The sequence below is a fragment of the Halorussus ruber genome, from assembly GCF_004765785.1.
Taxonomy (GTDB): domain Archaea; phylum Halobacteriota; class Halobacteria; order Halobacteriales; family Haladaptataceae; genus Halorussus; species Halorussus ruber.
The window spans coordinates 221,292-246,550 of record NZ_SBIT01000009.1; the positions used below are offsets into that span (position 1 = coordinate 221,292).

The following is a 25,259-nucleotide window of genomic DNA, read 5'->3' on the forward strand; positions in this document are numbered from 1 at the left end:
GGCGGTTGGGGAGGACGTGGCCCGCGGTTGCGGTGCTGTGCGGTGACTCCGAGGCTTCGGCAATAGCTAGCTTCCTGTCGCCTTCCACCGATTATTTCGATTATGACACAGGAACAGCAACTGTGGTCTCGAAAGCCCTCGCACGTCTCGGGTCGGGGGACTCGCTGTGCTTCTCGGTCGCGCCTTCGGCGCTCCCTGCGGTGCTTACGTCGTCCGCCTTCCCCGAGACGCGCTCGCCCTTTCAGTCCGCCGAGGCCCGCACGTGGTCCACCGAGCGCATCCGGTGGTCAGTCGCGCCTCTCCGACCCCGCCTCTTGACAAGGCCCCTCACACCATCCCCCTCGCTTATACCAATTCCCGAAGAACTCCCGCGTATGCCCGGTGCAGTATTCCTCCGAGGAGACCAGATAACGCTCCGGACCGTCGAGGAGGACGACATCGAGTTCCTGCGCGATAGCATCAACCTGCCCGAAGTGCGCGCTGGCCTGACCACCGCACTCCCGCTCAACGCCGAGCAGGAGCGCGAGTACTTCGAGGAGCAGATTTCGAACCGAGAGGACGTGAACCTCGCAATTTGTCACGACGACGAAATCGTCGGCACCATCGGACTCCACGACCTGGACCAGCGGGCGGGCAACTGCGAAATCGGCCTCTGGCTCGCGCCGGAGTTCCACGGCCGGGGCTACGGCACCGAGGCCTCGCGCGTGCTGACCGACTACGCCTTCCGCGAACTCCGGATGCACCGCGTCGTGGCCCGCGTCCTCGCCAGCAACGAGGCGTCGGCGCGCATCTGGGAGAAGTTGGGCTTCGAGAAGGAAGGCGTCCACCGCGACGAGGCGTTCACCGACGGCGAACACGTGGACGTGCGGTACTTCGGCGTGCTGGAAGACGAGTGGCTATAATCCCTGCTGGCGAAGAACCTCCCTATAATCCTTAGACAAATAATCTCCTATATTAAGGACTTAAGAAGAATTCCCTGAATCGGTTCAGAGCAACAGCGGGTTATTTAGTCCGCGAGCGAAAATTCCGCGCCAGATGGAACTCGAACAGCTTCTCACGCTGGCGACCACGTTGGTTCTGGCGGGCACGGTCCCGATTGCGGTCATCGCGGCCCGCGGGTTCCGGGGTGCGCCGTTCGGCGCGGTCCTGCGACCCCTGCCGGTCGTGCTGGTGGGCTACGTCGCGCTGAACGCCAGCGCGGTGGTCGAGATGCCCGCGCCAATCCCGTTCGCCCTCGTGATGTCGTCGGTGGCGACCATCGGCGCACTGGTGTCCGCCGCGCACGTCCTCGTCCTGCTGACCGAACGGAGGAAGCTATGAACCCGATGAGCGACCTCGTCTCGTTCGTCTTCATCGCCCAGACCACGATGATGGTCATCACGAGCGCCCTGCTCGTCTATCCCGTCGTGACCTACGCTCAGAACGTCGCGCACACGCGCGGACTCCTCCTGCTGGGTGGGGCCTTCCTCGCGCTGACGGTGTCGTACGTCTGTGCGATTCCGCTCGGCATGTCGCTCGCCTCGGCGGTGTTAGACCTCGTGTCCGCCGCGCTCGCGGCGGTCGGCCTCTGGCAGTTCGCCCGGCCGTTCGTCCGCTTCGACGGTGGCGAGGTCGAGACGACGACCGCCGTCACCGACTCCTCCGGGGGGTTCGAGAATGCCGGGGACGACTGACGGCGGGTCGTTCGCGCTCTCGCCCGGCGAGCAGGCGCTCGTCTCGGTCCCCTCGATGGGGTCGCCGCTGTCGGTGCTGCCCGACGAGGCGTTCGAGAACCTGCTGGTCGTCTCGGCGACTGCCGCGCCCGACAAGGTCGAATCCATCGTCCAGCGGCGAGGAGGCGACCCCCAGAAAGTCGGGGTCATCCCGGTCACGGGGTCGCAAGTCGAGTACGACGGCCCGCTGTGGACCACCGACGCGGTGGACCCCAGCGACCTGACCGGCATCAGCATCCGGTTCTCGAAGGCGATGGAGTACGTCATGCGCGGCGGATGGGTCGTCATCGACAACGTGAACGTCCTGCTGATGTACGGCCGCGAGGAGCAGGTCTTCCGCCTGTTCGAGTCAGTAGTGTCGAGCGCCCGCGCCAAGGAGGCCTGCGGGGCCTACTGCACGGTCCGAGAGGCCGTCACCGACCAGACGTACTCGCGGTTCCGGAACTTCTGCGACCGCACCGTCTCGTTCGAGTGATTTGTGTCCTGTCACGGGCGGATGGTTCATCCCGTGCTGGCGCTGATTTTCCACGAACTGTATGCGTAAGTAGTTATGATAAAATTAATACTCCGTCATTTGATAAGGCTACTCGTAGATGAAACGACGAGCCTTTCTGGCGAGTAGCGCGGTTTCGCTCTCGGCCGTAGCCGGGTGTCTCGGAGGCGGCGGAAGCGTCCCCACGCCGAGCGACGGCAATACCGACGGCTACCCCCCAGAGTTCGACGACAAACCCGAGAAGCGCGACATCGACACCTCCTCGTTCGGAACGGTCAAGGAGAACGGCGTGCAGGTGCCGCTGGCACCCATCGACGTGGCTCACTACTGGTACAAGCGCGGCGAGGCCCGGATGGCCGACGCCCGCGGCAAGAAACAGTACAAGACCTCCCACATCTACGGGTCGGTCCTGAGCCAGGCGGCCCCGGGTCGGCGCTCGTCGGACGACCCCGTGAAGGACTGGCCCAAGGACGACCGCATCATCTGCTACTGCGGTTGCCCCCACCACCTCTCGTCCATCCGGGCGTCTCAGCTCATCAACGAGGGATTCAAAGAGGTCTACGTCATCGACGAGGGCTTCTGGGAGTGGCACGAGCGCGGCTACCCGATGCGGGGCGAGGACGTGGGTAGCACGCCGAAGAACTGGGTCATCCGCGGAGAGGCCCAGTCCGCCTTCGCGGGCAAGAACGCTTGGGCGCGACACCGACCGACCAAGCAGGTCGAATCGACCGACATCACCGACGAGGGGAGCTACGAACTCCACCTCAAGTTCCACGAGGTCGGTCCCGACTCGACCATCGAAGTCGAGACGCCGGGCTACACCGTCGAAGGAAAGCTGAAGGACCTCTCGGCGGGCACGGTTCAGGGGTAGGTCGGACTCGTTGTATCCGGCAGGCCGTCGCAACCGTCGGCGACACTCGGCTGTCGTCTCAGGGGCGGGCGAGCAGTACCGACGTATCGACCGACCGAACCACTCGGTCGGCCGTACTCCCCAGCAGGTGTTCCTTCAATCCGGAGCGCCCGCTGGCTCCCATGACCACGAGGTCCGCGTCGTGTTCGGCCACGTAGTCGGCGATGGCCTCGTGGGGCACGCCTTCGAGGGTGGCCCGGTCGAACGACACCCCCGTCTCTTCGGCACGCTCGGCGGCGTCACCGAGCGCCCTGTCTCCCTCGTCTTCGAGCGTCTCGGTGAGTTACGAGGTGGCGGGTCCGACGGCCCCGGCGAACCGCCTCGGTCGTCACTTCTCGGACGCCGCTATCGCATCCCGGTCGAGCGGGTCTTCGATGTCGCCCATAACCGACTCCAGCAGGTCGGTGACTGTCACGAGCCCGACGACCTCGCCGTCCTCGACGACCAGCGCGAGCTCCTGATTCTCGGTCTGGAACTGGTCGATGGCGTCGCTCACGTCCGTGTCCGGCGAGAGGGTCATCGTCGGTGCGGCCAACTCGGCGAAGTCGAGATTGCCCTCGACCAACTCCTCGCGGTGGCGTGTGAAGATGGGGACGTATATGATACCCTTGAACTCGGTCAGGTCCTCGCCGACCAGCGGGTAGCGGGTCTGTGGCCGCTCGGCCATCCGGCGGAAGTTCTCCTCGGCGTCCACTTCGGTGGACAGCGCGACGATTTCCTCCGGCGGCACCATCACGTCGCGCACCGACTGCTCGCCGATTTGTAGCGCGCTCATCACTTCGTCTTGGCGCTCCTCCGAGAGGCCGCCGCGTTCGAGGACCGACCCGAGTCGGTTGCGCAGGTCGGCCCGCGACTCGATGGCGTCCTCCTCGGTTTCGAGCCACGCGCCGGTCATCTCGACGCCGAACAGCCTGAGCGTCCACTTGGCTATCCCGTCGCCGAGCGTGATGACCGGCGAGATGAGCCTGTGGAACCAGTACAGCGGGGTGGCCCCGTAGCGACAGACGAACCGCGACCGCTCGACGCCGAGGTACGTCGGGGTCTGTTCGCCGTGGGTCAGGTGGACGAGGTTGATAATGAGGAACGCGAGTATCGCGCCCGACCCGATGCTGGCCAGCACCGTGTTTGCGAACAGCGGTTCGAAGATGGCGGCCAGCGCAGGTTCGGCGACGATACCGACCGCGATGCTCGATGCCGTGATGCCGACCTGACAGGTAGTGAGGTACAGCTCTAGATTCTGGGTCATCTCCCACGCCCGCTCCAGCGACGAGTTGTCACCGACGAACTCGTCCTTGTTGAACTGCCGCGCTCGGGTCAGCGCGAACTCGATGGCGACGAAGAAGCCGTTCGTCAGTATGAGGAGGACACCGCCCACTAACCGAAGTCCGATTTCGAGGGAGTTCATCATTTCTGACGTAGTGAGGGATCATACAAATGATTATGGGCGCGTCGGCAGAATCGTCGGTGTCCCTGACCTGCTCGACACGCTCCTCACAGGAGTCTCGTCTTGTTCGAGAAATCGCCGAAAAGCGTGCCAGCCGTAGTATTTGTCCTCCCCGTATACTAATTTATCCTATAGGTTGGTAATGGAATTGCATACCAAAGATGTTATAAAGTAACATCCCCATTAAATCTTTTATGGCCGGTTACAACCGACGGTCGTTCCTCAAACTCAGCGGCACAGCACTCGGCGGCATCGCAGTCGGCAGTTCCGTTACTGCCGCAGCGTCCAGCGAGCGATTCCTCGTGGACACGACGAAGACCTCCCAGTCCGAAGTCGAGGCCGCGGGCCTCGAAGTCGTCCACGACCTGCACGAAATCGACGTGCTGGTCGTGAGCGGCGCGGAGTCCGACATCGAATCCCTCGGCGTCGACTACGCCGCGGACAGTCGCTACTCGCTCGACCTGCCCATCGACCAAGAGTCGCCCATCACGGCCGAAGGGGCCGACGAGACGCGCGACGAACCGTACTACCCGATTCAGTGGGACAAGCAGGCCCAAGACATCCCCGAAGCCCACGAGATTACGCGCGGTGAGGACACTCGCGTCTCCATCATCGACACGGGCGTCGCGGCGGGCCACCCCGACCTCGCCCACGCCGTCAACGAAGACCTCTCGCAGGACTTCACCGGCGACGGCTACGGCGCTGGCGGTCCCTACGGCGGCTACCACGGCACCCACGTCGCGGGCATCGTCGCGGCCAACGACCAGAACGACGCTGGCGTCGTCGGCTCCGCGCCCGGCACCGAAATCGTGGACTGCCGCGTCTTCTCGCCGAGCGCGCTCGCGTCGTTCGCCGACATCCTTGCGGCGATGATCTACAGCGTCCGCATCGGTTCGGACGCCGCCAACCTCAGTCTCGGCGCGTATCCGTACGCCCGGCAAGGGCAGGGCAAGTTCTACGGCAAGGTCCTCAACCGGACGACGACCTACGCCAACAGCGAGGGCACCCTGCTGGTCATCGCAGCCGGTAACGACGCCGCTGACCTCCAGCACGACGGGAACGTCGTCAGCCTCCCGGCGGAGGCGGCCAACGTGGTCTCGGTCAGCGCGACCGGTCCCATCGGCTTCATGAACGGCGGCGAGGGCCTCGAATCGCCGACCTACACGCCCGCAAAGTACACCAACTACGGCACGAACGCCGTGGACATCGGCGCGCCCGGCGGGAACTACGACGCCGACTTCCCCGCCGGCTACTACTACGACCTCGTGTTCAACACGATTGCAGAGCCTCAGTTCGACTCTGACGGCAACTACCAAGGCGCAAGCTACGGCTACGCGTGGCTCGCCGGCACGTCGATGGCCGCGCCGCAGGTCGCCGGTGCCGCCGCGCTCGTCCGGAGCCAGAACCCCGGTCTGAACGCGAATCAGGTCCGCAAGACCCTCACGTCCAGCGCGGACACGGTCGAGGAGTTCGACAAGACCTACTACGGGTCCGGCGTGCTGAACCCCTACGCGGCGCTGAAGTAGAACGAGAACTCAAGTACTTTCTTTTCACGCGCGGTCGCCGACTCGTCCCGAGTGACTCACCTAGACTCGCCGTCGGCGGGGCGGACGATGATTTGGGCAGGTCCGTGGACGGTTATCTCGTAGTCGGTGTACGTGAACGAGACGTGCGGACCGCCGTCCGTCGAGGCTCGCTCCGAACCGAACAGTCGATTCAACGCCTCCGGGTCGATAGCTCGATGGAGCGGCGTGTCGATTTCGGTGGGGGGTACGCCCTTTGCCTCGGCCACCGCCTCTACGACCGCCATGCTGACTTTCCGGTCGTCGGGGGCGGTTCGAGAAATTGCCATGACTGTTCATGACTACCCTGGCGTCTAAAAACTATCGAGGCGGGAGCGATTTACCGGAAAAAGACTCTCTCGATTTTGTAATAGGATAATTTTTCTTCTACTTTGATCGGTTTTTATCGCTCTCGTATCTGATTCCGGGTTCGTGTTCGAAGGATTACGATTCTCAGCCAGTTTCCGGCGGTTCAGTACGGTCTTGCAAGGTTCCCGCAAAAATAATGGACACATAAAAATTTCTTTAGGATGGGTTCTAATTTCTTTAACATATGAGTGAGATTCTGATGCCGCCTGCCGACGCGTGAACGTCACTCGGTCTCGACTCGTCGCAGTCGAACCGCCACCCGATTTCGAATCCCTGGCCTTTATGGTCGTGCTGTTAGTACCCTCCTAACAACACTACTGATAGTATGATAGTACAAACAGTCCCGCGGAGGGTCGTCGCGTGAACGGAAGCGACCTCTTCGCGGCCGTCACGGAGCATAGCCGCGGAATAATCGCCGTCTTGCTCGTCCTGACCGTACTGGTCGGGGCGGGCGCGCCGATGGTCGGCCAGTCGTCGTCGCTGGAGCAGTTCCAGAGCGACAGCACGGCCGCCGAGAAGTTGGACTACATCGAGACGAACTTCGCCTCGGGCGACCAGAATCAGACGTCTGTCCAGTTAATCGTCCGCGACGAGGACGGAAACGTCCTCTCGAAGGGCGCACTCGTGGAGACGCTCCAACTTCAGCAGTCACTCCGGAACAACGAGACGATAAATCAGTCGCTGGTGAACGACACGCCGACTGCCGGCGTGACGAACATCGTCGCCAGCGTGGCGATCCGCCAAGAGCAGGCGACCGAACTTCGCCAGCAAGGCGGGGAACTCCGCCAGAAGCGGGCGAAGCTCAACGCCACGGTCGGCAGGCTCTCTGACGGACTCAACCGCACCAGAGAGCTTCAGCGCGAGTACGACCGCCTGAATCGGTCCTACCAGCAGGGCCAAATCAACAACTCGACGTACCGCCAGCGGTCGAGCCGACTCGAAAGCCAGTTCCAGCAGATTCAGAACCGGGCTGGCAACGCTCTGACCGAGACGCAGGCCGCGCGGTTCTCGCGGCTGGTCGGCCAGACGCGGACGCTTCAGGGCCGACTCGACGCGCTGAACGCCTCCTACGCCGCGGGCGAAATCAACCGCTCGACCTACCGCGAGCGCGCCGGAGCGATTCAACAGAGCTTCCGGCAGACCTACGAGAAGGGACTGCCGGGCGTCCTCCGCGGCGAGTTCGCCGACCTGCGCGAGGAGGCCTCGCAGTTGCAGGAACAGCGAACCCAGTTGCGCAACGCCTCCGCGCCGACCCTCGACGAGCAAATCGAACAGCTACAGTCGATGAACGACTCGGAGGTCGAGTCGCTCGTCGGGTCGGTTCTGAGCGAGGGCGGGAACGGTCCCGCCGAACGGGCGTTCGCGTTCATGCCGACCTCCTACGAACCGGGTAGCACCGAGGCCGACGCGACGATGCTGGTCGTCTTCCAGACCCAACAGACCCAGACCGTGCAGGGGCAGGCCTCCTCTCGGCTGGTGGACTCCCAGACCGCGATTCAGGTGGTCGCCGAGCAGTCGATGGACCGCGAGGTCATGGTGTTCGGGTCGGGCATCATCAGCGAGGAGACGGATCAGTCGATGGCCGACAGCATCGCCATCGTCGGCCCGATGGCCCTGCTGTTCGTGGTGCTGACGCTCGTCATCGCCTACCGCGACCTGCTCGACATCCTGTTGGGTGTGTTCGGCATCTTCGCGGTCCTGATTTGGACGTTCGGCTTCATGGGCTGGGCGGGCATCACGTTCAACCAGATCTTCATCGCGGTGCCGGTCCTGCTCATCGGCCTCTCCATCGACTACGCGATTCACGTCTTCATGCGCCACCGCGAGGAGCGCGAGGAACACGAAGGCGAGAGCGTCCGCGAGGGCATGTCGGTCGCGCTGGCGAGCGTCGGCGTGGCGCTGGTCTGGGTGACCGCGACCACCGTCATCGGCTTCATGTCGAACCTCGTCAGTCCCCTGCCGCCGATTCAGGACTTCGGTATCGTGAGTTCGGTCGGCATTCTGGCGGCGCTGGTCGTGTTCGGCGGCCTGATTCCGGCGCTGAAAGTCGAAATCGACGGCTTCCTCGAATCGAAGGGCTTCGACCGCAAGAAGCGCGCGTTCGGGACCGGCGGCGGCGCGCTCGGGTCGATGCTCTCGGTCGGCGCGACCGCGGCGCGCAAGGCCCCCATCGTCGTCCTCGCGCTGACGCTGGTGCTGTCGGCTGGCGGCGCGTACGGCGCGACGCAGGTCGATACCAGTTTCTCCCAGACCGACTTCCTCGCCGAGGACCCGCCGGGGTGGACCAAGGACCTGCCCGAACCGTTCGCGCCCGGCGACTACTCGGCGAAGGCGAACCTCGAATACGTCAACGAGAACTTCCTGCGACAGGACTCGCAGGCCCAGATTCTCGTTGAGGGCGACGTGGCGAGCGCGTCGGCCTTGGAGAAGATTCAGTCCGCGCGAGATTCGGCCGCCGAGAAGGACGTGGTGGTCGTCCTCTCGAACGGCGAACCGCGGATTCAGAGTCCCCTCTCGGTGATGTCGCAGGTCGCGGCCCAGAACGAGTCGTTCAACGCGACGCTCGCGGCCGCCGACACCGACGGTGACGGCGTGCCCGAGGAGAACGTCGAGCAGGTCTTCGACGAACTGTACGAGGTCGCGCCCCAAGACGCCGAGGGCGTCGTCGCCCGCGAGGACGGCGAGTACACCGCGGTCCGGATGGTCGTCTCGGTCAAGGGCGGGGCGTCCTCGTCGGAAGTGACCGAGCAGATGCGCGCGGTCGCCGACGGCGTCGAAGGTGAGGGTCTGACCGCGACCGCGACCGGCCAGCCCATCGTCTTCGAAATCGTGCAGGACCAACTGCTCGACACCGTCATCCAGAGTCTCGTCATCACGCTCGGCGCGACGTTCGCCTTCCTGATGATAGCGTATCGGCTGGCCCACGGGAGCGCCACCCTCGGAGCCATCACCCTCCTCCCCGTGGCGTTCAGCGTCTCGTGGATTCTCGGGACGATGTACCTCCTCGGGATGCCGTTCAACGTCCTGACGGGGATGATTACGTCACTCACGGTCGGTCTCGGGGTTGCCTACAGCATCCACCTCAGCGAGCGCTACACGATGGAACTCGGTCGGCGCGACACCATCTGGCAGGCCATGCACGAGAGCGTCACCGGGACCGGCGGCGCGTTGCTGGGAAGCGCGGCGACGACCGTCGGCGGGTTCGGCGTCCTCTCGTTTGCCATCCTGCCCGCGCTCCAGCAGTTCGGCATCATCACCGGCCTGACCATCATCTACGCCTTCCTCGCCAGCGTGCTGGTCCTGCCCAGCCTGCTGGTGCTGTGGACGCGCTACCTCGGGCCGGGCGAGACCGGCGAGGTGGCGACCAAGCAATCGAGCGCCGCGATGGCGAACGGCGGCGCGACGGAGGTGAGCGAGGACTGATGGACGAGTCCGAAGCCATCGAGGCCCTCGAAAATCTGGGTCTCTCGAACTACGAGGCCAAGGTGTTCACCGCGCTCCAGAAACTCGGCACCGGGACCGCCCGCGACGTGCATCGGGCGACAGACGTGCCCCGGTCGCAGGTCTACGGCGCGGCCGAGTCCTTGCAGGAGCGGGGTCTCGTGGAGGTCCAGCAGTCCAAGCCCATCCAGTATCGCCCCGTCAGCCTCGAAGCCGCCCGGTCGCACCTCCGAGGAGAGTTCGAGCGCACGAAGGAACGGGCGTTCGACTACCTCGAATCCGCCCGCGAACAGCGCGGCGAGGGCGACGAGGAGCGCGAGGACATCTGGACGGTCCACGGCGAGACCAGCATCGACGGTCGGGTCGAGCAACTGCTGGCGGAGGCCGAGCGCCGGGTCGTCTTCGGCGTCGGAAGAGACGCCCGCGGCCTGACCAACGACCTCGCCGACTTGATGCGCGAGCGGGCCGACGAGGGCGTCGAGGTGGTCGTCATCGGCGACGAGGCGCTCGGCGAAATCTTCGCCGACAGCGAGGTGCAGGTCGCCCACCTCCCGGCCGACCACCCCCACGGCGACGACCCCGTGGGCCGAGTCGTGGTCGTGGACGGCGAGACGGTCCTGCTGAGCGTCCGCAACCAGCGCGACGACGCCGAACTCGCCGACGAGACCGCCATCTGGTCGTCGAAGACCGGCATCGCGGCGGTCCTCATCCAACTCATCGACGGCGGCCTCGGCGACGCGGTGTCGGTCTGAGCAACTAAATAAGCCTTTTCACCGCGTTTTCGTTTCTTTTAGGAACCGCTTTATCGCTCTGTGGGCGGAATCTGACCTTCGCGGCGAGCGCAGGCCGTCCCCGACAAATTAGATTCGTGTCGTTTTCCATCCCCGACCATTTTCTCGGTCGCTCGCGTACCCCCAGCCATGTCGTGGTACGCAGTCGACTCGTTGGACGACGCTCTCGACGCGACGAGAGCGTTCTTGACCCCCGTAGACGCTCGGCAGTGGCTCAAACTCGCGCTCGTCGTCTTCTTCCTCGGAAACGCCGGAGGAGGGAGTCCCTCCGCGGCAGGCGGGAGTTCGACCGGTCCCGGCACGCCGAACGGCGGCCCGCCGGGGCCGACGGGACCGATGGGTTTCGAAACGGACGTGCCCGCCGAACTCGGGGAGTTTCTGCCCGTCCTCCTCGGCGTCGTCGTCGTCGCGCTGGTCGTCGGCCTGCTGTACGCGCTGGTCGGGTCGGTGATGGAGTTCGTCTTCGTGGAGTCGCTCCGCCGCCAGCGCGTCCGGATTCGAGACTACGCGAGCCAGCACTCCGGGCGGGCGGTCCAGTTGTTCGCCTTCCGGGTCGCGCTCGGCCTGCTGGTCGTGATTCCGGCGCTCGTCGTGGTCGCTGGCGTCCTCTCGATTGCGGGCGTCGGGCCGACGCTCCCGGTCGGCCTGATTCTGGTCCTCGCGCCCCTGCTGGCGCTGGTCGGCATCACCGTCGCAGTCGTGGACGCCTTCACCGTCAACTTCGTCGTGCCGGTGATGATATCCAAGAACATCGGCGTCATCGCGGGGTGGAAGCGGTTCTGGCCGACGCTGACCGGCGAGTGGAAGCAGTACGGCGTCTACGCGCTCGTCCGATTCCTCCTCTCCATCGCGGTCGGCATCGTCGCGTCGATAATCGGTAGCGTCGTCGGCGCGGTGCTGGTCGCTCCGCTCGTGGTCGTCGGAATCTTCGCGGTGCCCGTGCTCGGCGGCCCGGCCGGTCTGCTGGCGAACCCGATCGCGGTGGCCGTGACGGTCCTGCTGGCGCTCTCGTACTTCGCGCTCCTGACCGCCGCGCTCTCGGTGGCATTCGTGCCGGTCCAGACCTACCTCCGGTACCACTCGCTGCTCGTGCTGGGCGACACCGACCGGGACTTCGACCTGATTCCGGAACTCCGGCGCGACATTCGCGGGATGGCGTAGTCGCGGGATCGGACTGCTGTCAGAGTTGGGCGTCGAGTTGTCGGGCGACCGACCCGTCCGAGAGGAGTTCCCCGTCCCGCCGGACGTGGACCACGGGCGCGTCGTCCATCCGAAGCCACTCGCCGTCGCCCTCGCCCGAGAGCGAGATCGACCGCGAGGAGCGCCCGCGACCCTCGGAGTCCTCTCGCAGCGTGAGGGGGTCGGCGTCGCGCTCGACGGCCACGATGGGGATGCTTTCGAGGTGCGGGTCCACCTCGCGCAGGAGGGTGCGGTACTCGCAGACGAGTTCGACGGCCTCCTCGGCGACTTCTGCGGAGGGGAAGGACTCTCCCCGGACGGGGACCGGGCGCTTGCCAGACAGCGGACAGACGACGGCGAAATCGCCATCGGGGTCGGTCGAGTCGGTTATCCGCTGGTGGAGGTGTTCGAGACGGTCTGTCATGGGGGTTCGGTGGGGAGACGGAAGACGAGCCGGTAAGAGGTTTCGGTCTCCGCATCGACCGGGAGAGGGACAGGTCAGAAGAGCGAACCGTCAGACCCGAGCGCAGAGGTGCTTTCGGACCGCGCGCTGGCAGTCGGCGAGCGCGTCGTCGAGTCGCGCGAGGTCTGCCAGCACCGGGTGGTCGTCCTCGAAGTCGGCGTAGAGGTGGTCGAGGAGTTCCGACTCGCGGATGCCGGTCAGACCGTCGTTCTGGGTGCCTCGGACCGCGGACTGGCGCTCGCCAGCGAGGCGAGTACAGGTCTCGCGGAACTCCGCCAACCGGTCGTGTCGCTCGCGCAGCTCCTCGAAGCCGAGTTGGAGCAGGGGCGTCTCGTCGGCCTCGGCCAGCCAGTCGGTCGCGGCGTCGAGTTCGTCGGCGACCGCTTGAATCCGGTCGCGCTCGGTGCCGATGGCGTCGGCCAGCAGTCCGCACTCCTTCGTCCGGGACTCGACCCGCGAGAGGAGTTGGCCTTTCAGTCCCGGCGTGAACCCGCCCGCGGCGGGCGAGAGCGCCGCCGCCAGTTCGGCGGAGAGTTCGTCGGCCATCGCCTCGGAGAGGGTGTCGGCGTCGGCGTAGGGCAGAACCGTCTCGGCGAACGCCTCGCGGACGGTCTCGGCGGCGTCGGCGGTCGCTCGGGTTCCGCCGCTCGCGGTCGCTCCCGCGGCGACTGCGCTCCCGGCCAGCGCGCTTCCGCCGGACTGGCCGCGTCGGGAGTTCGCCGAGCCAGCGGAGCGAGTGGGACCGCTGGCCCCACCGACCTGCTGGCCCGCGTCGGCCGACACCTCGCTGACGCGCTCGCCGAACTCCTCGAAGGCGGCGACTTTCTCCTCGATTCGCTCGCGCTCGGCCTCGGCGCGCTCGACTGCGGCGTGGGTCCGGAGTTGAATGTTCATAGCTTCGAATCGAGTTGGCGCTCGACGGCGTCGTCGGGGAGCGGTTCGCCGTCCCGCCGGACGTGGACGACCGGCGCGTTGTCCATCCGGAGCCACTCGCGCTCGCCGTCGCCCGAAACCGTGACCGACCGCGAGGTCCGGGGCAGGCCGTTCTCGCGCTGGCCCTCGGCCTGCTCGCGCGTCGAGACGATAGTCAGCGGCTCGCCGGACTGCTCGTAGACAGCGAAGCAGTACTCGGGGAGTTCGGGGTCGGACTCGCGGAGGAGGTCGCGGTACTCGCGGGCGAGTTCGGCGGCGTCCTCGGCGGCCTCCTCGGACGGGAACCGTCGGCCGGTCAGCGGCGCGGGGCGCTCGTCGGTCTCGGCGCACGCGACGTAGAAGTCGCCGTCGTCGGTGGCCCGCTCGGCGATTTGGCGGCGGAGCGCTTCGAGGGAGTCTGACATGGTTTAGGCTGGCCTAATCTAAGTTAGGTCCGCCTAAAAGGTGTTTCGGATAGGCGATTAGACATAAATGTACAATTACTATAGAATGTTCTAGTAGTGTTATACAATCGTATAGTTGTCTTTGGCCGAAGCGGTCATTCAGATGTCGTCTGCAATCGGAGCGGACCGACCCGAACTCGCCAGCGCGGCGCGCTCAGAACGCGGTGTACTCCTCGACCAGTTCCACCAGTTCCGCCTTCTCTACCTGTCCCCGAACTCGCTCCTCGCACTCGCCGTCGGCGTACACCTCGAACGTCGGCGTGGACTCGATGCCCTGCTCCAAGGCCAACTTCTGGTGATGCACGACGTTGACCTTCGCCACCGCCGCGAGCGTCTCGTTTGCGACCGACTCCACGACCGGATGGAGGCGCTGACCGGCACCGCCGTCGGCGTAGTAGTGGACCAGCACGACCTCGTGGGCGGCCACGGTCTGCTCGAAGTTCTGCGACCCATCGACGTAGACCGGCGCGGCGGGCGCTCCGAGGCCGTGTTCCTGCACGAGCGCTCGCTTCTTGCGCTCCCGTACCTCCGAGAGGTCGTCGTCGTCCATGCTAGTCGGGGGTAGAGTGGGGTGTGACTTAATTTTACGCCTCTGAGATACCGCGCTAAGCGGACCGCCGCCGAGGAGAATTCGGTCGGTGTTATCGGGCCTGCTCGGTCTGCGAGACGTCGCGTTGGTCGACGCTCGGCGTTCGGGCGTTCCAGTAGAGGTACGCCAGCAGGCCCACGAGGACGACTTGGACTGCTTTGTCCACGTAGCCTATCGTCGTGAACTCGCCCGCCTTCACCACGTACCAGAGCGGTATCTGAACGCCCGTGAAGACGATACCGACGAGGTAGAGCAGTCGCCGCCGGTAGTTCGCCAGGTAGAGGACGATGGCCCCGAAGAAGCCCAGTCCCGCGAGAACGAGCGGGACGGCCCCTTCGACGGCACCGACGTAGACGTGGATGAGGCCCGTCACGAAGACGAGCGCGACGGCGAACCACTCGATGCCAGCGATGGATTCGGTCTCGAAGAACGACGTTCCGGATTGTGCCATACGTACAATTGCGTCTGAATAACAATAAGCAATCCCCCGGTTCTCGCGCACCGAGAATCTACCAACTCGGCTCCCGACCGACCCGGATTCCGGAGAACGGCGCAGCGCGCGTCGGGACGGCTACTCGCGCTCGGTGAGTTCTTCCAGCAGGAACTTCGCCTGCTCCTTGTCCAGCGGGTCGTTGGCGTTGCCGCAGTGAGGAGACTGCACGCAGGCCGGACAGCCGCCCTCCTCGTCGCACTCGCAGGCTCCGATCATCTCCGCGGTGTTCTCCATCAGGTTCTCGACGGTCTGGTAGCCCTCCCGCACGAGACCCACGCCGCCGGGGTAGCCGTCGTAGATGAAGATGGTGCTTCGGCCGGTGTGGGGGTGCATCGGCGTCGAGAGGCCGCCGATGTCAGCCCGGTCACAGAGCAGTTCGAGCGGGAACAGCGAAATCATGCCGTGTTCGGCGGCGTGGATGCCGCCGTTGAAGTCGCCCTGCGAGCGCATTTTCTCCTCCACGTCGCGGGGCACCGTGAAGTACAGCGCCTTGGTCCGGAGCGAGATTTCGGGCATGTCGAGGCTCTCCCGGCCGAGGGTCTCGCCCGAGCGGTCCCGGCGCTCGAACCCCGTAATCTGCTTGCGCATCGTCACGTCGGCGAACCGGACCGGCACGTCCTCGCGGGTCGAGAGGGTCTTCTCGCGGCGGTCCTCCTCGACGGTAATCTCCTTCTCGTGGAGGAGCTTGGTGTGGTAGTCGGCCCACGTCGGCGAGAGTTCCGCGACCTGCTTGCTCAAATCGAGGTCCACGACCTCGTAGGACTGGCCCTGATGGTGGTAGATCGCGCCCGGATGGGCGTCGGTCAGGGCGTCCTCGAAGGGCAGGGAGGCTATCGTGTCGTTGTTCCGGCGGTCCATCAACTCGATTTCGCGGTCGTCGATGGAGCGCAGACTCATCTCGTGTTGGGGACTCCCCTCGCCGTCGTAGGTCCAGCGCAGACCGTCGTCGGTCATCCTACTCTCCAGCAGGCCCTCGGCTTCGAGGTCCGCCACGAGGTCCGGGAAGGAGTCGCCGAAGTACTCCTCGTCGTCGGGCGAGAGCCACGTCTCGCGGGCCGCCGAGAGGACGTGGTTCGGCAGGAGCTGGTCGTTCTCGGGGTTCACGACGGCGCGCTCGGGGTCTCCGGCGAAGAAGTCCTCGGGGTTAGCCATCAGGTACTGGTCGAGTTGGTCCTCGCCAGCAATCATGGCGACGAGGCTCGGGTCGTCTCCTCGGCCAGCGCGCCCGGCCTGCTGGAAGGCCGCCATCCGCGTGCCGGGGTAGCCGTCCAGCAGCACCGCGTCGAGGCCGCCGATGTCCACGCCGAGTTCCAAGGCGTTCGTACTCCAGACGCCCCGAATCTCCCCGTCGTTCAGGCCCTCCTCGATTTCCTTCCGGCGGTCGTTCTTGAGCGCGGCCTGATACGCCGTCACGTCGGGCGCGAGGTCGCCTCGACCGCGCTCTCGCAACTCCTTGGCGCTCTCCATCGCCCACTGCTCGGCGGCCTGCCGGGCGCGGGTGAACGCCAGCGTCTGGTGCCCCTTCGAGACCAAATCCGCGAAGACGCGCTTGGTCTCGGCGTGACTCGACTTGCGCCGCCCCGAAGTCCCGGCCTGCGGGTTCTCGTACTCCGGCGGGTTCCAGAGCAACCAGTGGGTCGGCCCGGTGTCGCTCACGTCCTCGTCTATCAGGCGGAAGGAGTCGGAGTCGGTGCCCGTCACGTTCGCGGCGTGTTCGACCGGGTTCCCGATGGTGGCCGAACAGCAGACGAACTGCGGGGCCGAATCGAACCGGTCGCAGAGCCGCCGGAGTCGCCGAAGCACCAGCGCGACGTGGCTCCCGAACACCCCGCGGTACTCGTGGACCTCGTCCAGCACGACCGTCTCCAATCCCTCGAAGAACCAGTCCCAAAGTCGGTGGGCATGGGGCAACAGCGCGTAGTGAAGCATGTCGGGGTTCGACAGGAGGACGGTCGGTTGGCGGTCCCTGACCGCGCGCTTCTCGGACTTGCTCAATCGCCCGGTGTACTGCTCGACCGAGACCTTGCTCCCGAATCCGAGGTCACGCGCTAATTCGGAGAGGGTCTCCTCTTGGTCGTTGATGAGCGCGTTCTGGGGCGCGACGTAGAGGGTGCGCCCGCCGCGGTCCATCGCTCGCTCGAACGCCGGAACGGTGTACGCGAGGCTCTTGCCGCTCGCGGTCGGGGTGGCGAGGACGACGTTCCGGCCCTCGCGGACCGCCTCGATGGCGTCGGCCTGATGGCGGTAGAGGGCGTCGATGCCGCGCTCGTCGAAGGCACCGGCCAGCCGCGGTTCGAGGTCCACGTCGGAAAACTCGCCGTCCCGGCCGGGCAGGGTCCGGTGGCTCTCTACCTGCGCGTCGTAGTAGGGCCGACCCCGAAGCCAGTCGATGGTCTCGTCCACGAATCGGCGATAGGGTCGGGGTGACTAACCGCTTTCGCCGCGGAGCGAAAGTGAAGCAGGAGGCAGGATGGACTCGGACGTTTTGCCCGCGATGTTACTCGTGAGTAGATGACAAACTTTATTCCAGTTATCGTTGAAGTTCGGTCCCAATGACACGACCCCGCGGCCGCCGTGCCCTCCTCCAGAGCGGCGCGCTCGCTCTCTGCGGTCTCGCTGGCTGTCTCGACGGTCTCGGCGGGACCACGACTCAGACAGCGAGCGAGCGCCCGACCGCCACCGAGACCGAATCTCCGTCTGCCACGCCGCCCTCGTCTGGGACCGAGGACCCCTCCGAGACGGAACAGACATCCGAGACCGAATCGACTGCCGAACCGCACGTGGTCGAGTTCGTGCCGGTCGGCGTCCAGTCGTCGTTCTTCTACCTCACGTCGCCCGACTCGATGGCCGTCACCGCCGCCGAGGAGACCCAGTTCGTCTTCGTGGAAGTCCGACCGCGGACCGACTCGCCTCCGCCGAGCGACTTCTCGCTGGCCGCCGACGACCGGCGGTTCTGGGGGACGCTCGCGCCGGGCGACGTGGCCGGACCGCATCTGGTCTACGAGCTCGGGTCGAGCTATCGCTCCGGCGAGGTCGAACCCGGATGGGTCGCCTTCGAGGTACCCAACCCCCTCGACGCCGACGAAATCGCGCTGGCCTATCAGAGTCGGCGCGAGTCGCTCGACGAGGAGTTTCTGGCCGAACTCCGGACTCCTCCCGCCGACTTCGAGGTGGTCTCGTTCGACGCGCCGGAGGAGGTGGCTCACGACGAGCCGTTCGAGGTCTCGCTGACCGTCGAGAACGTCGGCGAGGGCGAGGGGACGTTTCGGGCGTGCTTGAACCAGTCCGGCCCGGTGTTCGTGCCTCGTCCCGCCGAACTCTCGGTTCCCGCTGGCGAGCGCCGCGAGCAGACGTGGTCGGTCGGCGACCGTAGCTCGGCCGGGACTGAGCAAATCGGTCTGCGACTCGAATCGCCCGCCGAGACCCGGACGGCGAGCGTCGAAGCGGTCGGCGGCACCACGACGGGAACGCAGGCGAGACGGGAGTCGCCATCCGAGTAGCTGTTCTCGGAATCCGAATCTGTGTTCGTAGTCTGGGAAGAATAGTTAAGGGTCAGAAAGTCGTCGTTGTCCGTGGGGGAGACCGAATGTCAGACGAAAAGCAGCATGCATCAGGCGACGTCGAAGCGGGCGACACGAGTAAACGAGTCGGAATGGAAGCGATTCGGGAACGGGGAGTCGACCCGGAGGAGCTTCGGGAGAAGCTCATCGACGCCGTGGGCGCGGAGTTCACGACGTACTACTACTACACCAACCTGCGGATGCATCTGGCGGGCCACGAGGACTACAAGGAGATTACCGAGGACGCGCGGCTCGAAGACCGCGCGCACTTCGAACTCGTGGCACCCCGGATTTACGAACTCGGCGGCCACCTGCCGAACGACATCCGAGACTTCGCCGACCGGGCGTCGTGTCCGGACGCCGAACTGCCGGTTCCGATGGGGGGCGACGAACCGGACCACGTCGAGGACCTCGACGCCGAGAGCATCCTCGAAGTGCTGCTGGAGGCCGAGCGGTGCGCCATCCGGACGTGGAGCGAGGTCTGCGACATGACGCAGGGCAAGGACCCGCGGACCTACGACATGGCCCAGCGCATCCTCCAAGAGGAGGTCGAACACGAGGCGTGGTTCATCGAACTCCTCAGCATGGAGCGCGACGGTGAAATCAACCCGGCGGGCCACTTCATCCGGGGCGAACCCGGCGACGCGCCCTACTCGACCAACCGGCGCATCAACGACTCGGCGTAACCGCCGACTCGGGGAGACCGGCGACCTGACGACCGAACGCGCCCGATGACGATTCTGCCGGGGCGCGCTCGGTGCGACTTTCCACGGGCAAGCGCTCGGTGACCCAAACCGCCAGTAGCGCGCAGACTCTCCAATCACCAGTAGCGCGACAGCGAATCAACCGTCAGCGAACGCTCGGCCGACCAACCGCCGTGGGGTGGATGAAGGGGCCGCCCGGTCGCGGGCCGGAGGCCCGTGGTCGTCTGGCCGACCCCTATCTGGGCCGGGCCGTGCGGAGAGGTCCAGCTATGTCGGCCAGCGACCGCCGGGAGACAAACCGCGTCTCCCGAGGTCACGTTCGCTTCGCTCACGTGACCGCGACCGGGCGGGGGCTTCAAGAAGACACCACGACACCGATTCTGCTGTTGGTGGTCACGGCAAAACGGTATTTCGTAGCCGTCACGTTCATCCCGAGTTACCCACTATCAACCCTCGTGACCGAGTACACCGTCGCTATCGAGGTGCCGGAGGACTGCGACGTCGAGCAGGCGGGCGAGACAGTCGAAATCGAGGTCCCCGAGACGGAGTACGTCCTCTCGGCCGCGCGGAGCGAGGGCGTCTGGCTCCCGGCGGACTGCCAGCAGGGGTGGTGTACCACCTGCGCCGCCGAGTTGGTAGAGGGCGAGGTAGACCAGTCCGACGCCAAGCGGTACTACGACGAGGACGAGGAGGCGGGCCTCATCCTGCCCTGCACGGCCAAGCCCGAGTCGGACCTCCGGATTCGGGCCTGCCAGTACGACGCGATGCTCGACCACCGCGCGGAACACGACAAGCCGCCGGGCCGGTCGAAGCGATAGGAATTGTAATTCGTTTCTAAAGAATGGACCTGGTTTTCTAAACAAATATTAACTTACGCCTGAGGCCGTCCGGGCATCCGATTTTTACCGCCAGCGACCGAACTGTCGCCCATGAGCGACTACCACGGCGTCCTCGTCTACGACGGCGAGTGTCCGTTCTGCTCGGCGGCGGCCTCGGCGCTCCGGCGGGTGGACGGCGTCGGCGCAATCGAGTGGGAGGAGGACTCGGCCCAAGCCTTCCTCGAAGCGCAGTTCGGCGAGACGCCCTTCGCGCTCGTCTTCGCCGACCGTCGCGAGGAGCGCGTCTACGTCGGCCGAGAGGCGGCGCGGGAACTCTGCGACCGGGCAGGGATGCCGGTGCTGGTCCGAGACATCGTCGGCGACAACTACGAGTCGCTGGCCGACGCGATTCGGACGGTGAGCGGGGTCGACGGGGACCCGGACCCCTACCACGGCGAGTATCCGATGGCTGAGGACGCGAAAGAGCCGTTCGAGGAGTTGGCGGGGAACGCGTGGCACACCGCGAAAGTGAGTCGTTGAGAAATCGTTTCTCTATAATTGACGCTTCTTGCGGTTCGAGTGTAGGGCGAGTTGGAAGAGCAGGCTTCGAGTTGGGGAAGTTCAGGGGAGTTAGCTTCGAGGCAAAAGCGTTCAGGAGAGCTAGCTTCAGGCTTGAGCCTAGGAGTCACCGCGACCGCCCCGCACCGCAACCGCGGGCCACGACCCTCCCCAACCGATTGCGGTCCTCGGGGTTCGCGTTCGCTCACACCCTGCGGTCCTCATCCACCGGCGGACAAACCGCGTCCGCCGAGCCTTCGGCTTCGCCGAAGACCTCGCGCGGTTGGCGGGGCGAACAAGCCGCCCCGCCAGCGCGCGCCGGGTAGAAGGTGAAGAGTTCGAGAAATTCCGTCAGGCTACCTATCCCGCGTCACGACTTCGCCCGGCTTCGTCGTCGCGCCCGAGGAGAGCTTCACGCCAGCGTTCAGACTCGTGTTGATGCCCGTCTTCGCGCCGTCGCCGACCACGACGCCGAGCTTCCGGCGGCCGGTCGAGACGCGCTCGCCTTTGACCGTCAGTTTCACCGCCTCGCCGTCGTGGCGCAGGTTGGCGACGTTCGTGCCCGCGCCGAAGTTCACGTCTCGGCCCAGCACGCTGTCGCCGACGTAGCTCAGGTGTGCGACGTGGGACCCCCGGCCGACCACGCTGTTTTTGACCTCGACCGAGTGGCCGATTTTGGCGTCCTCGTCCACGAGGGTCGCGCCGCGGACGTAGGCGTTCGGCCCGACGCTCGCGCCGGAGCGAATCAGGGCAGGCCCCTCGATAACCACGCCTGCGTCGATTTGTGCGCCCGGTTCCACGACCACGTCTCCTCGGAGGTCGGCCGTCTCGTGGACCGACCCCTGCACGTCGCGCTCCAGTTCGCTCAGTTTCCACTCGTTGGCTTCGAGCAGTTCCCACGGTCGCCCGACGTCGAGCCAGCGGTCCATCTCGGCGTAGCCCACGTCGTACTCCGCGACGACTCGGGCCAGCACGTCGGTGATTTCGTGTTCGCCGCGCTCGCTCTCGGGGACCTCCAACCACTCGCGGGCTTCGGCCGGGAAGGCGTAGGCCCCGGCGTTAGCCAACTCAGAGGGCGGATTTTCGGGTTTCTCTACGATGTCGGTGACGACCCCCTCCTCGGTCGAGAGGACGCCGTAGTTCGTGGGGTCCTCGACTCGGACCGCGCCGACGCTCGGCCCGCCGTCGAACAGGGCGGCGACGGCCTCCGGTTCGTAGAGGTTGTCGCCGTTGAGGACCGCGAAGGGACCGTCGAGGTACTCGCTCGCGGCCCGGACCGCGTCGGCGGTGCCAGCCTGCTCCTGCTGGACTGCGTAGGTCACAGGCACGCCAGCGTACTCGTCGCCGAAGTAGTCGCGGACCGCGTCGGCCTCGTAGCCGACGACCAGAATCAACTCGTCTGCGCCTCCTCGAACCGCGGCCTCGGCGGCGTGGGCGGCCAGCGGTCGGTCGGCGACCGGGAGCATCGGTTTCGGGAGCGACGCCGACAGCGGGCGGATTCTGGTTCCCTCGCCCGCGGCGAGAACGACTGCTTGCATGGTACTTCTCTTCGGAAGCCACGGTTTTAGTCCCTCGGAGTCGACCTCGTAACTCCCACTTAAGTCCCGTGACGAGTACCGCCGAGGCTTTTTACGTGTCGGGCGCCTTGCTTTGTATAATCTCGTTTAGCGGATGTTGTCTCTACTGCGGGTGGAATACTGCACCGCGGTTGCAGACTGCACGAAGTACGAGACAGTACGACTCGACGGCAACTCCCCTCCGGAACCACAGCCAGTACTCGCTCTCGAAGCGAGTTCTGGAAGGTAACGACTTAATACTCGCCGGACCGTTATTGCTCACTACTCGCGGGCGCTTCAATCGGACCTACGACAGGGGACACAATCACGAACCATGGCCACAAACGAATGAATATCGATACATCTGATAAGAGACGCCTAGAGCAGTCCTCGAACGTGCTGTTACTAGCGCCGCTGACGCCGACGGGCAACCGGACGTGTCTCGAACTCCTCGCGTCCACCACGCCGCCGGGCGAGGCGAACGTCGCCGCAGTCACGTACACGCCGCCGCCGGAGACGTGGATTTCCGATTGGAAGGCGCACATCGACGAACTCCCGGCGGAACTCGCGTTTATCCACGCGAACACGGTCGATACCGAGGACGAGGAGACCAGCGGGATTCCGCCCGGCGTGTCGGTCTCTCGGGTGGACCCGAACCAACCGATGGACATCATCGCGCCGCTGAGCGAGCGCCTGACTCGCTGGAAGGGCAACGGGAATCGGACGCTCGTGTCGGTCCAGACGCTGACGATTCTGTTGGAGTACGTGGACTTCGACACCGCCTTCCGGTATCTACACATCCTGACCCACAGGGTGCAGGCGGCCGACGCAATCGGGTTCTACCACATGGACCCGGACATCCACGACGAGGAGACCATCAACACGCTGAAATCGCTGTTCGACGCGGTGGTGGAGGTCTCCGACGACGGCGAGTCGTGGTCGGTCACCGAGACCTACGGCGACCAGTCGGCGACCAGCGAACACGCCCAGTCCCACGACACCGACGTATCGGTGCCGGACTCGGAGACCGGACTGGTCGCGTCGATTCGGGACTCGCTCTCGGGCGTCCTCTCGGGACCGTCGGACTCTCAACCTTCCGAGGTCGCCGCCGAGGGCGCGACCGCCGAATCCGACGACTCGGACGCGGGCGACTCCGACGAGGAGCCGAGTCCGGACTCGGGCGTCGAGGGACTCCCCGAGGAGGCGATGCTGACAGACGAGGACCGGATTCGGGAACTCCTCACGCAGTACGGCGGCCGGATGAAGCAGGCCGACGTGACCGAGGAGACCGACTGGTCGAAATCCACCGTCAGCCGGAAGCTGTCGAAGATGGAGGAGAAGGGCCTCATCACTCGGGTGCAGGTCGGACGGGGCAACCTCGTCTTCCTCAGCGGCTACGAACCCGAGACGGCGAAATCACCCTTCGAGCAGGGAGGGACCGACTGATGACGGGATTCGAATCGGGAGCAACGGGCGTGTCGGTTCGCGGTCGCCGACACCAGACGAGTAGGACTTCGAGACAAGGTAGTTTAACACACACAGTATGAATAACTCATCAAAGACGGGAGTCGACACCGGACTCATGTCCGACAACGCTACAGTACTTATCGTCGACGACGAGAAGCCGATAACCGACGCGTACGCTCAGTGGCTCGAGGACGAGTATCAGGTCCGCACGGCCTACAGCGGGTCGGAAGCCCTCGAAAAACTCGACGAGGACGTGAACGTCGTCCTGCTGGACCGGCGGATGCCGGACCTGTCGGGCGAGGACGTGCTGGACGAAATTCACGAGCAGAAACTCACCTGTCGGGTCGCGCTCGTCTCGGCGGTCGAACCAGACTTCGACATCCTCGAACTCGGCTTCGACGCCTATCTCGAAAAGCCGGTGTCCGACCCCGACGAACTCCTCGAAACGGTCGAGAAACTCCTTCGTCGCTCGACGTACGACGCCCAGATGCGGGAGTTCCTCTCGCTGGCGAACAAGAAGGCGGCGCTGGAGACCAAAAAGAGCAGCGAGGAGTTGGAGGCCAGCGACGAGTACGTCGAACTCACCGAGCAGTTGGCCGAACTCCGCGCCGAACTCTCCGACACCGCGACGGAACTCGACGACGAGGACCTGCGCGCCGAGTTCCAAGCGCCGGGTTCAGACCGCGGCGACGCCGACAGCGACGACGCTGGCCGCGACGACGCCGAGGAATGACGTCGCTCTCCCTTTAAGTGCTTCTGGCGACAAGGGATAGATACGACGGGAAGACGCCCTCGTTCTGCCGGACTCAGGTTCGATAGCCAGAGCCACGGCTCTCGGGTCGGGGGATACATTTAACCGACTGCCACCGACTACGTGGTACTGATATCGATGACCGAGGGGTGGACCGACTCGCTGCCGTCGTGGCAGTCCGAGTCTCTTGCCGACGATAGAGAGGCGGAGCGACCGCTGAGCCAGCGCCCCGGCGACGGCGCGGTGGCGCGGGCGGACCTCCAGCGCGACCAGACCGTGCGCAAGTGGGGGCCGGTCACGCCGAGCGCGACCCAAATCGGGCGGGCCGAATCGCCCGACGCCGACCTCTCCGAGAGCGCCCGGCGGCTTCACGAGGAGCGCCACTCCGCGATGACGGGCCACAGCGCGCGGATGCACCGCCTCGACAAGCTCCGAATCGCCCACGCGCTCTGCAACGACCTGTCGCTGACGCCGTGGCAACGCGACCGGGTGGTGGGGGTCATGTCGGACCTCGACTTGACCGCGTTCGGAAGCCAGCGCGCGATTCCGAAGGTGGCGCTGGTGGTCATCCGCCACGTGGTGGACCGCGAGCGCGAACACTATCTTGGGCTTCACGACGACGAGTGGATTCGAGGGCTGTCGCCCGAGCGTCTGGAATCGCTCTACGACCAGTTCGACTCGATTACCGACGAGGAGCGATTCGAGGAGTTGCTGGCCAAACACGACTTGAACGTCACGAGTCTGAACCGACTCCGGCGCACGCTCAAGGACCAACTCCGAGAGCAGGGGCTGGAGGAGGCGGTGTACGGCCGGAATCCTCACCGCGACCCGAACCTGCCGAGCGTCGAGGCCCGGCGGGCCGACGAGGACCACGAGCGGTAGCCGGAAAGCGCGAGCAACGGGCTGAAAACGAGCGAACGGCTACGCGAACTCGGAGAACCGGGAGAAACCGCGAGCGAATCTTCCTTCGTATCTACCCGTTGTCGCCAGAAGAACTTAAAGCGAACCGAGCTATCGCTGGCG

25 protein-coding genes and 1 pseudogene are annotated in these 25,259 nt (G+C 65.4%); 16 read left to right on the forward strand and 10 right to left on the reverse strand.

From position 1 onward, the window contains the following. Positions 1 to 374 precede the first annotated feature (374 nt). From EPL01_RS15685 to EPL01_RS15705, 5 genes are all read left to right on the forward strand, one after another. The gene (locus EPL01_RS15685) at positions 375 to 902 is read left to right on the forward strand and encodes a GNAT family N-acetyltransferase (protein ID WP_135826219.1); all 528 of its coding nucleotides are present in this window, start codon (positions 375 to 377) and stop codon (positions 900 to 902) included. Positions 903 to 1,035: 133 nt separating this feature from the next. After that, complete coding sequence (locus EPL01_RS15690; RefSeq protein ID WP_135826220.1) at positions 1,036 to 1,320, forward strand: hypothetical protein; 285 nt, start codon at positions 1,036 to 1,038, stop codon at positions 1,318 to 1,320. Beyond that, on the forward strand, positions 1,317 to 1,673 hold the full coding sequence (locus EPL01_RS15695; RefSeq protein ID WP_135826221.1) for a hypothetical protein: 357 nt from the start codon (positions 1,317 to 1,319) through the stop codon (positions 1,671 to 1,673). Before EPL01_RS15690 ends, EPL01_RS15695 begins: the two co-directional genes overlap by 4 nt. After that, the gene (locus EPL01_RS15700) at positions 1,657 to 2,187 is read left to right on the forward strand and encodes a DUF7504 family protein (protein ID WP_135826222.1); all 531 of its coding nucleotides are present in this window, start codon (positions 1,657 to 1,659) and stop codon (positions 2,185 to 2,187) included. The genes EPL01_RS15695 and EPL01_RS15700 overlap by 17 nt, the downstream gene beginning before the upstream one ends. 118 nt (positions 2,188 to 2,305) lie before the next feature. Beyond that, positions 2,306 to 3,076 carry a rhodanese-like domain-containing protein gene (locus tag EPL01_RS15705; RefSeq protein ID WP_135826223.1) on the forward strand — a complete coding sequence of 257 codons (771 nt, stop codon included), beginning with the start codon at positions 2,306 to 2,308 and terminating at the stop codon, positions 3,074 to 3,076. Positions 3,077 to 3,134: 58 nt separating this feature from the next. Here EPL01_RS15705 and EPL01_RS22075 read toward each other — a convergent pair. Both EPL01_RS22075 and EPL01_RS15715 read right to left on the reverse strand, forming a co-directional pair. Continuing rightward, positions 3,135 to 3,371, reverse strand: a pseudogene (locus EPL01_RS22075) (universal stress protein); the annotation flags it as partial. A 72-nt stretch (positions 3,372 to 3,443) separates the two neighbouring features. Then, complete coding sequence (locus EPL01_RS15715; protein ID WP_135826224.1) at positions 3,444 to 4,520, reverse strand: CNNM domain-containing protein; 1,077 nt, start codon at positions 4,518 to 4,520, stop codon at positions 3,444 to 3,446. Between the two features lie 233 nt (positions 4,521 to 4,753). On the opposite strand from EPL01_RS15715, the gene EPL01_RS15720 reads away from it, so the two are divergent. After that, complete coding sequence (locus EPL01_RS15720; RefSeq protein WP_135826225.1) at positions 4,754 to 6,085, forward strand: S8 family serine peptidase; 1,332 nt, start codon at positions 4,754 to 4,756, stop codon at positions 6,083 to 6,085. A 56-nt stretch (positions 6,086 to 6,141) separates the two neighbouring features. Here the strand turns inward: EPL01_RS15720 and EPL01_RS15725 are convergent, their stop codons facing one another. Next, on the reverse strand, positions 6,142 to 6,411 hold the full coding sequence (locus EPL01_RS15725) for a HalOD1 output domain-containing protein (RefSeq protein ID WP_135826226.1): 270 nt from the start codon (positions 6,409 to 6,411) through the stop codon (positions 6,142 to 6,144). Positions 6,412 to 6,850: 439 nt separating this feature from the next. Between EPL01_RS15725 and EPL01_RS15730 the strand changes: the two genes are divergently transcribed. The 3 genes from EPL01_RS15730 (at position 6,851) to EPL01_RS15740 (ending at position 11,883) form a co-directional block, all read left to right on the forward strand. After that, positions 6,851 to 9,913, forward strand: coding sequence for an MMPL family transporter (locus tag EPL01_RS15730; protein ID WP_246045715.1), 3,063 nt, complete (start codon positions 6,851 to 6,853; stop codon positions 9,911 to 9,913). Next, positions 9,913 to 10,683, forward strand: coding sequence for a TrmB family transcriptional regulator (locus tag EPL01_RS15735; protein WP_135826227.1), 771 nt, complete (start codon positions 9,913 to 9,915; stop codon positions 10,681 to 10,683). Before EPL01_RS15730 ends, EPL01_RS15735 begins: the two co-directional genes overlap by 1 nt. A 168-nt stretch (positions 10,684 to 10,851) precedes the next feature. Continuing rightward, positions 10,852 to 11,883, forward strand: coding sequence for a DUF7544 domain-containing protein (locus tag EPL01_RS15740; protein WP_135826228.1), 1,032 nt, complete (start codon positions 10,852 to 10,854; stop codon positions 11,881 to 11,883). Between the two features lie 19 nt (positions 11,884 to 11,902). Here EPL01_RS15740 and EPL01_RS15745 read toward each other — a convergent pair whose 3' ends face one another. The 6 genes from EPL01_RS15745 to EPL01_RS15770 all read right to left on the reverse strand — a co-directional run bounded on the left by EPL01_RS15745 (position 11,903) and on the right by EPL01_RS15770 (position 17,225). After that, on the reverse strand, positions 11,903 to 12,325 hold the full coding sequence (locus EPL01_RS15745; RefSeq protein WP_135826229.1) for a DUF7552 domain-containing protein: 423 nt from the start codon (positions 12,323 to 12,325) through the stop codon (positions 11,903 to 11,905). 90 nt (positions 12,326 to 12,415) lie between these two features. Next, positions 12,416 to 13,258 (reverse strand): DUF7260 family protein, encoded by an 843-nt coding sequence (locus EPL01_RS15750; RefSeq protein ID WP_135826230.1) that lies wholly within the window; start codon positions 13,256 to 13,258, stop codon positions 12,416 to 12,418. Then, a complete protein-coding gene (locus EPL01_RS15755) occupies positions 13,255 to 13,701 on the reverse strand; it encodes a DUF7552 domain-containing protein (RefSeq protein ID WP_135826231.1) in 447 nt (148 codons plus the stop codon). The genes EPL01_RS15750 and EPL01_RS15755 overlap by 4 nt, the downstream gene beginning before the upstream one ends. Positions 13,702 to 13,894: 193 nt before the next feature. Next, positions 13,895 to 14,290 carry a thioredoxin family protein gene (locus EPL01_RS15760; protein ID WP_135826232.1) on the reverse strand — a complete coding sequence of 132 codons (396 nt, stop codon included), beginning with the start codon at positions 14,288 to 14,290 and terminating at the stop codon, positions 13,895 to 13,897. Between the two features lie 91 nt (positions 14,291 to 14,381). Further along, the gene (locus EPL01_RS15765; RefSeq protein ID WP_135826233.1) at positions 14,382 to 14,780 is read right to left on the reverse strand and encodes a DUF7475 family protein; all 399 of its coding nucleotides are present in this window, start codon (positions 14,778 to 14,780) and stop codon (positions 14,382 to 14,384) included. A 120-nt stretch (positions 14,781 to 14,900) separates the two neighbouring features. Further along, the gene (locus EPL01_RS15770; protein WP_135826234.1) at positions 14,901 to 17,225 is read right to left on the reverse strand and encodes a DEAD/DEAH box helicase; all 2,325 of its coding nucleotides are present in this window, start codon (positions 17,223 to 17,225) and stop codon (positions 14,901 to 14,903) included. Between the two features lie 149 nt (positions 17,226 to 17,374). Here EPL01_RS15770 and EPL01_RS15775 point away from each other — a divergent pair, with 149 nt between their 5' ends. From EPL01_RS15775 to EPL01_RS15790, 4 genes are all read left to right on the forward strand, one after another. Continuing rightward, positions 17,375 to 18,322, forward strand: a complete 948-nt coding sequence (locus EPL01_RS15775) for a hypothetical protein (protein WP_135826235.1) — start codon at positions 17,375 to 17,377, stop codon at positions 18,320 to 18,322. 86 nt (positions 18,323 to 18,408) lie between these two features. Continuing rightward, complete coding sequence (gene dps / locus EPL01_RS15780; protein WP_135826236.1) at positions 18,409 to 19,068, forward strand: DNA protection during starvation protein; 660 nt, start codon at positions 18,409 to 18,411, stop codon at positions 19,066 to 19,068. Between the two features lie 473 nt (positions 19,069 to 19,541). Continuing rightward, a complete protein-coding gene (locus tag EPL01_RS15785) occupies positions 19,542 to 19,904 on the forward strand; it encodes a 2Fe-2S iron-sulfur cluster-binding protein (RefSeq protein WP_135826326.1) in 363 nt (120 codons plus the stop codon). Between the two features lie 111 nt (positions 19,905 to 20,015). Then, positions 20,016 to 20,444 carry a DCC1-like thiol-disulfide oxidoreductase family protein gene (locus EPL01_RS15790; RefSeq protein WP_135826237.1) on the forward strand — a complete coding sequence of 143 codons (429 nt, stop codon included), beginning with the start codon at positions 20,016 to 20,018 and terminating at the stop codon, positions 20,442 to 20,444. A gap of 374 nt (positions 20,445 to 20,818) precedes the next feature. Here EPL01_RS15790 and glmU read toward each other — a convergent pair whose 3' ends face one another. Next, positions 20,819 to 22,000: a bifunctional sugar-1-phosphate nucleotidylyltransferase/acetyltransferase gene (gene glmU, locus EPL01_RS15795; RefSeq protein WP_135826238.1), complete on the reverse strand. Its 1,182-nt coding sequence runs from the start codon at positions 21,998 to 22,000 to the stop codon at positions 20,819 to 20,821. Positions 22,001 to 22,414: 414 nt separating this feature from the next. Between glmU and EPL01_RS15800 the strand changes: the two genes are divergently transcribed. The 3 genes from EPL01_RS15800 to EPL01_RS15810 all read left to right on the forward strand — a co-directional run bounded on the left by EPL01_RS15800 (position 22,415) and on the right by EPL01_RS15810 (position 25,118). After that, positions 22,415 to 23,464, forward strand: coding sequence for a helix-turn-helix transcriptional regulator (locus EPL01_RS15800; RefSeq protein ID WP_246045716.1), 1,050 nt, complete (start codon positions 22,415 to 22,417; stop codon positions 23,462 to 23,464). A 136-nt stretch (positions 23,465 to 23,600) separates the two neighbouring features. After that, complete coding sequence (locus EPL01_RS15805) at positions 23,601 to 24,218, forward strand: HalX domain-containing protein (protein WP_135826240.1); 618 nt, start codon at positions 23,601 to 23,603, stop codon at positions 24,216 to 24,218. 156 nt (positions 24,219 to 24,374) lie between these two features. After that, on the forward strand, positions 24,375 to 25,118 hold the full coding sequence (locus EPL01_RS15810) for a DNA-directed RNA polymerase subunit epsilon (RefSeq protein ID WP_210424169.1): 744 nt from the start codon (positions 24,375 to 24,377) through the stop codon (positions 25,116 to 25,118). The last annotated feature ends 141 nt before the right edge of the window (positions 25,119 to 25,259 follow it).

What these genes read in the sequence shown, in the direction of transcription:
- EPL01_RS15765 (WP_135826233.1), bottom strand. Translation starts at nt 14,780, where the DNA reads ATGGCACAATCCGGAACGTCGTTCTTCGAGACCGAATCCATCGCTGGC.
- EPL01_RS15755 (WP_135826231.1), bottom strand. Translation starts at nt 13,701, where the DNA reads ATGTCAGACTCCCTCGAAGCGCTCCGCCGCCAAATCGCCGAGCGGGCC.
- EPL01_RS15775 (WP_135826235.1), top strand. Translation starts at nt 17,375, where the DNA reads ATGACACGACCCCGCGGCCGCCGTGCCCTCCTCCAGAGCGGCGCGCTC.
- glmU (WP_135826238.1), bottom strand. Translation starts at nt 22,000, where the DNA reads ATGCAAGCAGTCGTTCTCGCCGCGGGCGAGGGAACCAGAATCCGCCCG.
- EPL01_RS15745 (WP_135826229.1), bottom strand. Translation starts at nt 12,325, where the DNA reads ATGACAGACCGTCTCGAACACCTCCACCAGCGGATAACCGACTCGACC.
- EPL01_RS15810 (WP_210424169.1), top strand. Translation starts at nt 24,375, where the DNA reads ATGACCGAGGGGTGGACCGACTCGCTGCCGTCGTGGCAGTCCGAGTCT.
- EPL01_RS15805 (WP_135826240.1), top strand. Translation starts at nt 23,601, where the DNA reads ATGTCCGACAACGCTACAGTACTTATCGTCGACGACGAGAAGCCGATA.
- EPL01_RS15725 (WP_135826226.1), bottom strand. Translation starts at nt 6,411, where the DNA reads ATGGCAATTTCTCGAACCGCCCCCGACGACCGGAAAGTCAGCATGGCG.
- EPL01_RS15740 (WP_135826228.1), top strand. Translation starts at nt 10,852, where the DNA reads ATGTCGTGGTACGCAGTCGACTCGTTGGACGACGCTCTCGACGCGACG.
- EPL01_RS15715 (WP_135826224.1), bottom strand. Translation starts at nt 4,520, where the DNA reads ATGAACTCCCTCGAAATCGGACTTCGGTTAGTGGGCGGTGTCCTCCTC.
- EPL01_RS15750 (WP_135826230.1), bottom strand. Translation starts at nt 13,258, where the DNA reads ATGAACATTCAACTCCGGACCCACGCCGCAGTCGAGCGCGCCGAGGCC.
- EPL01_RS15790 (WP_135826237.1), top strand. Translation starts at nt 20,016, where the DNA reads ATGAGCGACTACCACGGCGTCCTCGTCTACGACGGCGAGTGTCCGTTC.
- EPL01_RS15690 (WP_135826220.1), top strand. Translation starts at nt 1,036, where the DNA reads ATGGAACTCGAACAGCTTCTCACGCTGGCGACCACGTTGGTTCTGGCG.
- EPL01_RS15685 (WP_135826219.1), top strand. Translation starts at nt 375, where the DNA reads ATGCCCGGTGCAGTATTCCTCCGAGGAGACCAGATAACGCTCCGGACC.
- EPL01_RS15705 (WP_135826223.1), top strand. Translation starts at nt 2,306, where the DNA reads ATGAAACGACGAGCCTTTCTGGCGAGTAGCGCGGTTTCGCTCTCGGCC.
- EPL01_RS15720 (WP_135826225.1), top strand. Translation starts at nt 4,754, where the DNA reads ATGGCCGGTTACAACCGACGGTCGTTCCTCAAACTCAGCGGCACAGCA.
- EPL01_RS15735 (WP_135826227.1), top strand. Translation starts at nt 9,913, where the DNA reads ATGGACGAGTCCGAAGCCATCGAGGCCCTCGAAAATCTGGGTCTCTCG.
- EPL01_RS15695 (WP_135826221.1), top strand. Translation starts at nt 1,317, where the DNA reads ATGAACCCGATGAGCGACCTCGTCTCGTTCGTCTTCATCGCCCAGACC.
- EPL01_RS15760 (WP_135826232.1), bottom strand. Translation starts at nt 14,290, where the DNA reads ATGGACGACGACGACCTCTCGGAGGTACGGGAGCGCAAGAAGCGAGCG.
- EPL01_RS15700 (WP_135826222.1), top strand. Translation starts at nt 1,657, where the DNA reads ATGCCGGGGACGACTGACGGCGGGTCGTTCGCGCTCTCGCCCGGCGAG.
- dps (WP_135826236.1), top strand. Translation starts at nt 18,409, where the DNA reads ATGTCAGACGAAAAGCAGCATGCATCAGGCGACGTCGAAGCGGGCGAC.